The organism is Amycolatopsis pithecellobii, assembly GCF_009707865.1.
GTDB lineage: Bacteria > Actinomycetota > Actinomycetes > Mycobacteriales > Pseudonocardiaceae > Amycolatopsis_E > Amycolatopsis_E pithecellobii.
Genome location: NZ_WMBA01000061.1, coordinates 1 through 11,484, shown reverse-complemented (window position 1 = coordinate 11,484; position 11,484 = coordinate 1). Strand labels below are relative to the sequence as shown.

The following is an 11,484-nucleotide window of genomic DNA, read 5'->3' as shown; positions in this document are numbered from 1 at the left end:
CCGGAGCGGGACCAGATACTGTGCCCACGGACCTCGAGTCCGGTGGCTAGCTTTGTCAGGCGCCGAGAATTTTGTCGGACCAAACCAGCATGCTCCGATGGGCTGCTCGTCGGAGAGGGGCAAAGTGGACGTTACAACAAGACTTCGTGAGCGCGAGTTGGCGTCGATCCGCGTCCAGGTCGACAACGACTTGCGAGAGAGCGTACTCAAGAGTTTGGATGAGCGTGGTAGCGCACAGGAGCTGGTTCGACAGCAGTACACCGGCCGCTACCCCTTCGAGTTGCTGCAGAACGCCAACGACGCCGCACGCGACACCGGTACGCACGGCCGCGCCCACTTCCTCCTGACCGAGACCGCCTTGATCGTGGCCGACAACGGCTCTGGGTTTGGGGATCCGCAGGTCGAAGCCATCTGCTCGCTTGGAAGATCTTCCAAGGGGCCGGGCGAATCGGTCGGTCACAAGGGGCTCGGGTTCAAGTCCGTCGGGGAGATCACCGACCATCCACAGATCGTTTCGGCGCTGTCGTCGTTCCAGTTCCATGCCGAGCGCGTGCGTGCTGCGGTCACCGAACATCTCGGCTCGTTGCCAGCGCGTCAGAACTTGCCGATTTACGCCTTCCCGTTCGCCGTCGAGCGAGCGGACCTCGGTCCCGACGCTGCGCAGGTCGAGACGCTGCGCGCGAGCGGCTTTACGACGGTCATCCGTCTTCCTTTTCGGGATGGCGTCGAACGGTCGACTGTTGAAGAGGATCTTCTTGAGAACCTCGCATCTCGGCTGCTGCTCTTTCTGCCGCACGTTGATCATCTGGAGCTGGATGGCACACGCGGCGACTTCTCGTCTGCGATTGTCCGCAACGCCGACGCCGGCACCGAGCACGTCCTGCTCGAAACCAACGGCCACGCCGAAGAGTGGTTCATCTATCGAGGGTCCGTAGTACCCGACCCTGCCGTGCTCGAGCCGCTCGGAGAAGCCTGGCGGGGGATGGAGGTGGTTCACTTCGCCATCGCCGTGCCGGTGGACGAACATCGCCAGCCGCGCGTCGACGCTACGTTCCCACTGCACGTCTACTTCCCGACCGACGAACAACCAGGGCTCCATGTGGCGGTCCACGCCGAGTGGATGCTGAGCATGGACCGCCGTCAGATCGCGACGACGCCCGAAGCTGTTCCTTTCAACCGAGCGCTGATCCGAGCTGTGGCGGATCATCTGAAGTCGACAGTCGCTCCAGACCTCGTCCGGCGGACGCAGGCGAGTTCGGCCGCGATCGAGGCACTCGTCCCAGCGACCGACCCCCCAGGCGGCGTGGGCGGAACCGCCATGCGCAAGTGTTGGACTGAAGCGCTGCTCGATTCACCCTTCCTTCCCGCTGCTGACAGTTCGTTGCGTCGGCCAGCCGATATTCGTCTCCTCCCGCGAAGCCTGCCGGACTACTCCACGGCACATGAGTTGACCAACCTCGATCCAGCCCACACGCTGCGTCCGGACGTTGAGCGGCTCACTGCGATCAAGAAGTTCCTCGCCGGCGTATCCGACACCGATGAAATGGGGCCTGGAGAGTTCATCGCGTTACTTGCGGCGCCGACACGAGAGACGGCCGAGCGCTACTACCGCTTCCTGACCGCTTGGCGCGAGGCAATCGGAACCACACTCGTCAACGAACTCAAGAAGGCTCCGGTAGTCCTGACTACTGCAGGGCAGATGCTGACGCCAACCACGGACACAATCTTCTTCCCGCGGGAACGCAGTGAGGTCACCATTCCGGAAGACCTACCGGTTCCCATCGCGTATGTCCCCGCCGTCGATGACGTGCCGAAGCTCCTCCGCGATCTAGGGGTCAAACCTTTCGAGTGGCGCGAACTCATCCGCGAATTTCTGATCAAGATTCTCAGCGATCCCGAAGCTGATCCCGACGCGCGAACTGCGGCCATAGCCGGTCTGCGCGCCTATCACCAGGTGCGCCTACAGGGCAACGAAGATCTCGAGCCGGTACTTGGCCGAGTGCTCCTTCCCGCGCGAACGGCAGACGGCTCCGTCCGCGAGCTCCGCCCAGCAGCTGAGATCTACTTCAGCGCACCGTGGTCTGGGTCCGATGAGTTGGAAGTCATCTACGGTCCCTTCGGCACGGCGGAGTTCCTCGACATCGAGCCGCCCGATGAGTCCGAACGGCGCCAGGATGATTTTGACTTCTACCGCATGCTCGGTGTGGCTGCGTATCCGCGCCTGGATCTTGCCAAGCCAGCTGAGACATACGGCTACATGGTCAATACCGGCAGGCATCCCCACCGCGGCGGGCTGTTCCGGGAGTGGTTCGAGCTGCCAGAGGTCAAGGCCGCGAAGCTTTGCCCACAGGGTCACACCCAGTCGCAGCAGCTGCGGGAGTCTTACCGGCTGGACCGCCACGAACAGCTCATCGCGTCCAAGGATCCGGTGCGGCTCATGGCTTTCTGGAATCAGCTCGCCCGGCGGTGGGGCTCGGTCTACGAGGATGGTATGGAGGCTCTCTTCTACTGCGTCCACGGCAGCCATGTCGGCGATCGCGGACGTCCCGCGCCGTCTCTGTTTGCCTACACGTTGCGGTCGCAGGAGTGGGTGCCAGTCGATCGAGGCAATGTGCCGGAGCTCGTCCGTCCGTCGGAAGCGTGGATCGAGGCGGCGCAAACGCCGCGCCGGATCCAGGTGCGCATCCCGCGGATCAGCGAGGCGATGTACCAAACCCACGGCGGCGCTGGCCTGGCCGCGGCGCTGCGTCTGACGGACGCCGGCCGTCCACGGGTCGCTGATCTGCTGGTACTGCTCGAGAGCATCGCCGATGAGTCCGACGCGGCTGGGTGCACGAACCGTGAGATCGACCAGGCAGCACGTTGGGTCCAGCGCACGTTGCACGATGTGCTCCGGGACGAGGGAGAACTGCACCCTGCACCATCGACAGTCCGGCTACTGGCCAGCCAAGACGGCCTCACCCAGTTCGTGGCGCAGCCGCCCTACGCCGACGATCCGCTGCTGCGGGACACCTTTGAGAAGCAGCGCCCGTTGCTCTCCGCCGAGGCCGGTTTAACGAAGCTAACCCGCTACTTTGCGCTGGCCAAGCTTGATGACGTCGTGATCACCTCGGCACTTCCGTTCGGGGAGCACCACGACGCGGTCTATGACGACATCATGCGGCGCATCAGCAGCATCAAGCCGTACCTCTTCGCGCTGGTGCGTGCAGAGAACTCGAGTGCTGAGAACCGAGTCCGCCCAGCGCTTCGGAACCTGGAACTCGTCATCTGCGAACGGCTGGTCCTCACCTACGAGTACGACGGCACGAAGATTTCCCGCGAGGATGCCGTCTGTTACATCGCGAGCCGCTCCGAGAAGCGAGGCCGCCGCGCCATCAACATCGGCACGGCCTATCTCGAACTCGACCCGGCAACCGGCCAACCGCACTGGTTCCCACTTGGACGACAACTGGCCCAGTACTTGAACGTGCCCACCTTGGCCGATGCATTCACCATGCTGCTGACGGCCTCACCCGACGACCGCAGGCGCATGATGGCCGACCGCCAGATCCAGCAACACGACATCACGGAGGCCCACCACCTGCTCGGACATGCTCGCGAGGACGAGGAGGAATTCACTAACATCCTCGACTCGCTCCTGCCCAAGCCGGGCGAGGAGGGCCAGAGTGTTGCGCCTGACGTGGCCGCACTGGCAAGAAGTCAAGTGGGCGGCATCTCGGAGCAGAGCCTCGAAGCTAGCAGCAGCACAGATGACCGGGCCGACAACGCGCCGGCCGAGGGGGCGCAGGAGGCGGCGAGCAAGCCATCGGCGAAGACTCCCGCACCGCCCGTCGATTTCTCGGCCGTCAGCATCGTCAACGGCGTACCAGCCCAGTCGGCCCACTCCGGCAACGCCACGCCGAACGGTTACCGAGGCGGCGGCGGAGGCGGATATAGCACGGCGCCAAGCATGCACACCGAGGAAGAGAACCGCCGCATCGGCAGGCGTGGCGAGGAAGTCGCGTACCACGCCGAACGAAATCGATTGAAGAAGCTCGGCAAGAATCCCGACTCGGTTCATTGGGTGTCCAAGGTCGACGAGCTGTCGCCGTACGACATGGCCAGCGTTGATGAAGACGACCAGTTGATCTACATCGAGGTCAAGGCTACGAGGGGCACCGATCCCGCCGAGATGTTCTACATCTCGCACCGCGAACTGATCGAGGCCATGGTTCGCCGAACCCGGTACTACATCTACCGGATCACTGACGTCGACACCTCAGTGCCAACGATCACAAGGTGGCCAGATCCGCTCGGATTGATCAAGGATGGCAAGGGCCGACTGCTGCTCTCGAAGGCGCAGATGACGCTCACGCTGGGGGATGACGCCGCCTGTGACTGACAAGCCGTCACCTACTGGACCACCGCCGTCATCGCCCGCGTCACCCTCGGGTTGTTGTGGCGCTCCAAAATCAGCGAACCCTACGTGGTCGTCGCTGCCGGACGCTCGGCGTTTTGGTCCACCGAGGACGATCGAGCGGGACACCGGCCGATGTTGGCGTAGGGTGCTATCGCCAATGGGGGCCACGCTGTCCGCCATCGTCGTGCTCGCGGCTACCGCCGGAACGATCATCGGACTGCGTCGGCATGATGCTCGGGTGAGCGACCACTCGGATCTTCGTAGCGCTTGCCAGGCGTTTGACGTGACGTGGCGGGATCTCGCCCGACACCTGGTGGCGCGCTGGACTGGCGGCCGGGCATGATCTGCAGGCATGAGCCTGATTCTGGCCGCCAGTTGCACGGAGGACGTTCGAATTCGTCAGTTCCTGCGAATCGATGCCGTGCGCGAAGACGACGCGGTCACGGGTTTTCGGAGTGGTGGTGGTGAACGACGACTTCGAGCTCGGTCGGCTCCTGGCGGGCATGGAAGCCGCGAAACGCATACCCGAGCACTTCGCCTACGACGAAGAACGAGTCCAAGCCCTGTTCTGCCGGTGGCTGGACGATACCGGGTGGATGAGGATTACGGATTTCAAAAGCAGGGACGTGGATGTCCTGGCCGCCCGCACCGATGAATCGGGCCAGGCTGAGTGGCTTCTCGTCGAGTGCAAGGCCAACAAGGGCAGCCGGATGGGCACTGCGGTCGATGTGAGGTGCTGTTGATCTTCCAGACAGCGAACCCACTAGGGTTTTCGTCCGGAAGAGAGGGTGTTAGGTGTCGAAGAATCGTCGGTCGTTTACTCCTGAGTATAAGGAGGAAGCGGCGAAACTGGTGGTCGAGTCGAATCGTCCTGTCGCGTCGGTGGCGCGGGAGTTACAGGTGAACGAGCAGACTCTGCGTAATTGGGTGAATGACTACCGGAAGCAGCATGCCGGGGACGAGCCGGCGTTGACCGTGTCGGAGCGTGCTCGGCTACGGGAGTTGGAGAAAGAGGTCCGTGAGCTTCGGATGGAGAAGGAGTTCCTGGGAAAAGCCGCGGCCTTCTTCGCGAGCGAGTACCGGTGAGTGAACTCTACGAGTTCATTGAGGCGGAGAAGGACACGGTGGACGATTCGGGGGAGAACATGTTCACGCTCGCGAAAATGTGCGTGTGGTTGGGTGTGTCGAAATCGGGTTTCTACGAGTGGAGATCACGCCCGGAATCGGCGACCGCGCAGCGTCGCGCCTGTCTCGCCGAGCTGATCACGAAGATCTTCGTGGACTCGGATGAGACCTACGGGCACCGCCGTGTCCATGCGCAGCTGGCGCGTCAGGGTGAGCGCTGCACCCCGGAACTGGTCCGCGGCATCATGCGTGAGCTGGGCCTGGAGCCGTGCCAGCCACGGCCCTGGCGGCTGGGTCTCACCGACGGCTCGGCCAGCTTGCTGCCCGACCTGCTCGCCCGGGACTTCACCGCGACCGCGCCCGGTGAGAAAATGGTCGGCGATATCACCTACATTCCCACCTGGGAAGGCTGGGTTTATCTCGCCACGGTCATCGATTGTCACACTAAAGCCGTGATCGGGTGGGCCATGGATGACAATTACCAGACCGAACTTATCGAGAAAGCGATCAGGATGGCCGTCCGCAATTACAATATCAAACCTGGTGCAATCTTCCACTCCGATCGCGGCAGCAATTACATGTCGTCCCAGTTCGCACACACGCTTCGGGCGTTTGGTATCCGGCAATCGGTCGGGCGGACCGGGATCTGTTACGATAATTCGATGGCCGAGTCTTTCTTTGGAACCTTGAAGAATGAACGCGTTCATCGTATGATCTACCCCACACGGAAAGCGGCGATGGCGGATATCGCCACATACATAGAACTGCGCTACAATAACCAACGTCTCCATTCAGGAATCGACTACAAGACCCCCAGTGAGGTCTACAACGAGTACCTGAACCGGCAGCACGCAGCGTAGGTCACACCACAAACCAGCTGTCCGGGAAGACCGGGGCCCCTCACCTGGCGAAGACTACTTCGACGATTCGTGTAGAACCATATTTTCCGTCAACAACTGCAATCTAATTGTTGACGAGCCAAATGGTGGGCATGCGATCGAACGCCATGTTGGAAAGTCTGATGACTATCTAACCGGACGCGGTATCCCTAAGGCGTCTACATTCCCAGATCTCGCCAATGCTCAGTACGCGGCGACCTACAACATTGTCCTAAACGAGGAAAGGATTCAGAAATGGCTCCAGGGTCCTGCGCGCAGGCTGACCATCGGTAGTGAATTGCCTGATGGCATCTCGGCTCGTGTATACTTGAAGGAGGAAGGTAAATTCGTTGAAGCGACGGGAGTGAGGACCGTGATAGAGCGGAGGTCGGACTTGCCCGGTGGCTTCCTTATCTATACCAATTATGCGACACCGTAGCGGTGGGATGCTGGAGTATCTTGTTAGTGGATACTTCCATGAGGACTTTGACTTGGAGGCCGATGCACCTCTTGGAGTCGTTGAAAAGTTTGCCCATAACGAAGTGGGGGCCTTTTGTGACGCGTTAATCGAGGAGTTGAACATCATTCAATCCCGAGGTTTGTCCGATAGTGATCTAAAGAAGATTTGGCTGGAGGACCTCCAATCTTCTTATGATCCAGAAGTCGACGGTATAACCTATTCGCGCTGGTTTGCGCAGATGATAACCGTCCTTAGTGGTCGACATTCGTGAGGGCGAAATCGGGTTGAGACAATCTGTCGGACGTTTAAGTGGGTAGACGGCACTCGAAACGGGTAAGGGTGCGTGCGACCGTCACGATCTTGACGTGACACGTGGAAGTGTTGAGCTCAACGAAGCCTCGCCTACTTGAGGTGCAGGAGCTGCCATGACGTCGGCGAGCCGGCGTGATCAGGTGAATGAAATTGTCAAAGGCTTTCCGTCGCTCGCGAAAATGGTCGACGCGCTAAGCCCTGCATCAAGGGTGGGCTCGAGAAGGCGTTCCGTGAAAAAGATTGGTGGAACTTCGAGAGCTATAACGATCTGGGCGGCTACTTTTCCCTCGTCGGATTACATGCCGATTCTTTCGCAGGCACTTGACACTTACACCCAGCCGGCGGAGATACTTCTCAGTCTGCAGAACCTCAAGGACCCCGGCTGTGTAGCGTCGGTCGGGCGTGCGCTGCTATGGTGAGAGCTTTGTGACCACCGAGACCGGCTATCAGCGCGACCGGATCCCGCTGAGTCGTCACAAGGGCGGCTATGATGTCCTGGTGAAAATGTACGTAAAGAAGGGTACCGAGCAGAAACTTCTCGAAGCCGGTGCGCGCGATAAACAGCCGTCAAATGATCTCGCCAGGCGCGGTCTCGACAGTCTTCCGGTGCTGGAGCGAGGCAACGGTGCAGGTCCACGTTAAGACCGAGGCGGACTATCTCACTTATGGTTTAAGGGGTTCGTGGGACACGGGCTCTGCGGCGTTGTTCAACGAAAACCTCGCCTACTTTGAGGTCCAGGAGTTGCCATGATGTCGGCGAACCGTTGTGTTCAGGTAGATGAGAGCGCAACAAGTGCCCGTTCGAGGGCGGAGCGCGTCGATGCTCTTAGGAATATGGGAGACGTAACGCTATGCATCAAGCGGGGCCTCGAGAAAGCGTTTCGAGAGAAAGATTGGCGGCATTTCGAGAGCTATACCGGTCTGACCGGTCACTTTCCCTCACCCGATTACGTGCCGATTCTCACGGCGGCTCTGGACACTCTTGATCCGCACACGCAGCCGGCGGAGATACTGCTCAGTCTGCAGGACCTCAAGGATCCGGGTTGCGTGGCGTCGGTGCGGCGCGCGCTGTTGTGGAAACCAGACTTCGATGAGTTCAGCGATCTCGCGTTCAAGGCGTTGGACACGCTGCTCGCTGTCGGCACCCCGGCGGCGTGGCAGGTTATCGAGGAGGCTGCTGCCTCGGATGACCGGGAAAGAATTCGATCGTCCGCGGAACGTGTCCTTCGAGAAATACCACGGTGATTCCCCGGCCACCTCCCCGGTGGTTCGAGGACTGCGGTCACGCTGTTGTCGCTGTGCTGGCGCCGATGGCCTGGCGGATCGAGTCCGGGAGCGGGTAGGTGTGCTCGGCCGGTATTAGCGCGGGGGGCGTCCAGGTCGCCGACATCGCTGTGGTGATGGATTTCGGTGGCGAGATCGGTGACGTCGTTGATGTCCTGAATCCAGGTCTCGACGTACCGGTCGACAGCCTCGTTGGACAGACCGATCTGGATGGCGCGCTGATCCAGGGCCTGGAGTGTGATCGAACGGTCGGGGTCCCACTGAATCCGGACCGGGCTGGTCTGCACGCGTTGCCGCCACTGGTCGGGGCTTTGGTAAACGTGGGAATCATGGTGGCTGAGCGCGGCGTGGGCTAACGCCCACTCGAACCCGACCCGCGTGATCTCGATGGCCAGGATCCGTTCCTGGCTCGGCTTGGTGGCCCACCCACTGCGATACATTATCCACAGAAACGAGGGCTTGATCCAGGTCATCCGATCTCGCTTGAACGGCGACACGAACGTGCCTGCGGCGAGCCCTGCGTCGGCGATCGGTGGCGAGTATGCCTGGTACACAGTGACCGTGAGGTCGGTGAAAGTCCCACGCACGCGGCGCTGCGACTCCGTGTCAAGTACCGGGTTTGGTGGAGACTGGATTAGCTGGTTTCCAGGGTTGCGGTGACCGGGTGGGTCATCGCGTGTAGTGCTTCGTGCTCGGCGGGCGGGACGTGCCCGAGTTCGCCGTGCAGGCGCCGGTTGTTGTACCAGTCGATGTATTCGACGGTGGCGATCTCAAGGTTGTCGATCCCGCGCCATGGTCCTCGGTTGCGGACGAGTTCGGCCTTGTACAACGAGTTGAACGCCTCGGCCAGCGCGTTGTCGTAGGAATCTCCTTTGCTGCCAACAGATGTGACCGCGCTGGCCTCGGCAAGGCGCTGGGTGTAGCGCACCGCCCGGTACTGCACTCCGCGGTCGCTGTGGTGGACGAGCCCGGTCAGGTCCGCGCCGGCGGCCTGGCGGCGCCAGAGCGCCATCTGCAGCGCGTCCAGTGCCAGATCCGTGTAGAGGCTGGTGGCGACCTGCCAGCCGACGATCAAGCGGGACAACACGTCGAGCACGAACGCCGCGTAGACCCAGCCGGCGGCGGTGCGCACGTAGGTGATGTCGGCTACCCACAGCTCGTTCACGCGCGTGGCCGTGAAGTCACGTTTGACGAGGTCTCCTGGTCTGCCGGTCTCCGCCGCCGGCCGTGTCGTGCGTGGGGACTTGTCCCGCAGCAGGCCACGCAACCCGATCTCGCGCATGAGCCGTTCGACCGTGCACCGGGCCACATCCACGCCTTGCCGGTTCAGCTCAGCCCAGACCTTGCGCACCCCGTAGACGCCGTAGTTGTCCTCGTGCACCTGCTCGATCTTCTCGCCCAGCTCCCTGTCCAGGGCCGCACGCGCGGACTCCGGACGGGACTTGGCCGCGTAATACGTCGACGGTGCGATCTGGGCGGGCGTCTGCTCGAGCGCCTCCAGGACCGGCTGGACACCGTGCTCCTCCCGCTGGGAGTCGACGAACTCGACCTTCATCGCGACGGACGGTCCAGCTCCGCTGCGAAGAAACTTGCCGCTGACTTCAGGATCTGGTTCGCCCGCCGCAGCTCACGGTTCTCCCGCTCCAGCTGCGCGATCCGCTCCGTGTCACCGCTCGTGGTGCCCGGCCGGTCCCCGGCGTCGATCTCCGCGCGCTTGACCCAGGTCCGCAGCGCCTCCGGGTGAATCCCGAGCTGCTCAGCAATCCGCTTGATCGCCCCGGTCGCGGCCGCCGGGTCCCGGCGCGCCTCCACGGCCATCCGCGTCGCCCGCTCACGCAACTCATCAGGGTACTTCTTCGGTGCGGCCATTACTCCTCATCCATCCAGGCTTGATGATCTCCATCAAACCCGGTACGGAACACTTCATTGATATTGCCGGAGCCAACGGTCGATGGGTGGGCGAGGACATCATGGAATCATTACGGCTTTCGGCCAACAATGCAGGATGCCCAACCATCACTGCCCCTTGGCCTGCGATGGCACATCTTGCTCAACTGACACAACCGCTTCGCAGCCGGGACCGCGACCCAATTCAGTCGCTGGTGTCATTACTTGCTCGACACGCCATCCAAACGGGACAGGACGTAGAGCCGCATCCCAGTCAAGGCGGTCAACTTCCCCCATGAGGCGCGCACGATCCCTCCAGCTTTAAAACGTTATGCCCGCCGAGCTACCGTCGCCGGTTCCGCCAGCTACCGCGACCGGTCACAGCTCCGGTCATGCAAAGTCACAGTGGTGCGTAGCTGGGAATCGTTACGCCACAGGGATCCAATGCGTCCCCATGGCGCGCACGGGCGTTGGCAGCTTGGTGGCCACGAAGGTCTATACACATCGACCCGCTTAGACATGAAGGGGCGTAACCGATGTGACGACGGGCGGCGGCTGGGCCGGACATTTGTGGCTGCTGTCTCGGCCGCAGCGCGACCGCGCTGAACGAGCCGGCCGGCAGAATTTCCTGGATCAACTCAGCCATATCCATCGTCGTAACCTCGCCCGATGTCCCCGAAATCAGGTCGTACATGGCGGCCTGGGCACGTGATCCGGGCGAGCAAGCTGCGCTCAAAACCCTTGTTCGCGGTGAACTCGACGAGGCCCTCTCGGACGAGTCGGGACGGCGCTTCGCGCACGGGTTGTGGCGCCGACCGAGTTGACCGATGCCGCGTTGTGCACTGAGGGGCCGGTTCACATCGCTGGTCGAGTTGTCCCCGACCGCGGAGCACCGGCGTGGTCACGGCGCTCTGTATGGGGGTGTGAACGAAGGTCGGATCGACATCGGCCGGTTCCGGAATGTTGTTGCCCGCCAACAGATACCGCGCTGCGACGACGATCGCATCGTGCTTGTGGTTCCCCCGCTTTGCCGGAGACTTGGTTATCAGGATTCGTCCGGCTCGGCCGGGAGCCTAGCCGGTCCGGTCTGTTGCCGGATGCGCCATGCCTCTTCGTGTTCGTCGGGAGATAGTCCGCCG

At 61.9% G+C, this 11,484-nt stretch carries 9 protein-coding genes and 2 pseudogenes; 9 read left to right on the top strand and 2 right to left on the bottom strand.

What is annotated here, in order from left to right:
• Positions 1-124 precede the first annotated feature (124 nt).
• From GKO32_RS40290 to GKO32_RS39400, 7 genes are all read left to right on the top strand, one after another.
• Positions 125-4,381 (top strand): protein NO VEIN domain-containing protein, encoded by a 4,257-nt coding sequence (locus GKO32_RS40290; RefSeq protein ID WP_166459781.1) that lies wholly within the window; start codon positions 125-127, stop codon positions 4,379-4,381.
• A 479-nt stretch (positions 4,382-4,860) separates the two neighbouring features.
• Entirely contained in the window at positions 4,861-5,142 is a 282-nt protein-coding gene (locus tag GKO32_RS29825; protein ID WP_154760243.1) for a hypothetical protein, read from the top strand.
• Positions 5,143-5,194: 52 nt separating this feature from the next.
• Positions 5,195-6,384, top strand: a protein-coding gene (locus GKO32_RS29820) for an IS3 family transposase (protein ID WP_312868776.1) whose coding sequence is annotated in 2 segments (ribosomal slippage) — positions 5,195-5,447 and positions 5,447-6,384 — 1,191 coding nt in all. Because the reading frame shifts where the segments join, the coding sequence is not laid out codon by codon here.
• Positions 6,385-6,463: 79 nt separating this feature from the next.
• The gene (locus GKO32_RS40670) at positions 6,464-6,841 is read left to right on the top strand and encodes an RNase A-like domain-containing protein (protein WP_376766013.1); all 378 of its coding nucleotides are present in this window, start codon (positions 6,464-6,466) and stop codon (positions 6,839-6,841) included.
• Complete coding sequence (locus GKO32_RS40665; protein WP_376766012.1) at positions 6,828-7,133, top strand: contact-dependent growth inhibition system immunity protein; 306 nt, start codon at positions 6,828-6,830, stop codon at positions 7,131-7,133. Before GKO32_RS40670 ends, GKO32_RS40665 begins: the two co-directional genes overlap by 14 nt.
• Positions 7,134-7,600: 467 nt before the next feature.
• On the top strand, positions 7,601-7,816 hold the full coding sequence (locus GKO32_RS29815; RefSeq protein ID WP_154760242.1) for a hypothetical protein: 216 nt from the start codon (positions 7,601-7,603) through the stop codon (positions 7,814-7,816).
• Between the two features lie 105 nt (positions 7,817-7,921).
• A complete protein-coding gene (locus GKO32_RS39400; RefSeq protein WP_246244927.1) occupies positions 7,922-8,419 on the top strand; it encodes a HEAT repeat domain-containing protein in 498 nt (165 codons plus the stop codon).
• A gap of 185 nt (positions 8,420-8,604) precedes the next feature.
• Here GKO32_RS39400 and GKO32_RS39395 read toward each other — a convergent pair.
• Together GKO32_RS39395 and GKO32_RS29805 are read right to left on the bottom strand one after the other, a co-directional pair.
• Positions 8,605-9,012: pseudogene (locus GKO32_RS39395) on the bottom strand (DUF4291 domain-containing protein); the annotation flags it as partial.
• Positions 9,013-9,092: 80 nt separating this feature from the next.
• Positions 9,093-10,327, bottom strand: a pseudogene (locus GKO32_RS29805) (IS3 family transposase).
• Between the two features lie 23 nt (positions 10,328-10,350).
• On the opposite strand from GKO32_RS29805, the gene GKO32_RS29800 reads away from it, so the two are divergent.
• Positions 10,351-10,644: a hypothetical protein gene (locus GKO32_RS29800; RefSeq protein ID WP_154760241.1), complete on the top strand. Its 294-nt coding sequence runs from the start codon at positions 10,351-10,353 to the stop codon at positions 10,642-10,644.
• A gap of 528 nt (positions 10,645-11,172) precedes the next feature.
• Positions 11,173-11,484, top strand: a 312-nt coding sequence (locus tag GKO32_RS40660; protein WP_376766011.1) for a transposase, incomplete at its 3' end; no start/stop codon positions are given.

Excerpts from the sequence above, each read along its gene's own strand:
- GKO32_RS39400 (WP_246244927.1), top strand. The coding sequence starts at position 7,922 with ATGATGTCGGCGAACCGTTGTGTTCAGGTAGATGAGAGCGCAACAAGT.
- GKO32_RS40665 (WP_376766012.1), top strand. The coding sequence starts at position 6,828 with ATGCGACACCGTAGCGGTGGGATGCTGGAGTATCTTGTTAGTGGATAC.
- GKO32_RS29800 (WP_154760241.1), top strand. The coding sequence starts at position 10,351 with ATGATCTCCATCAAACCCGGTACGGAACACTTCATTGATATTGCCGGA.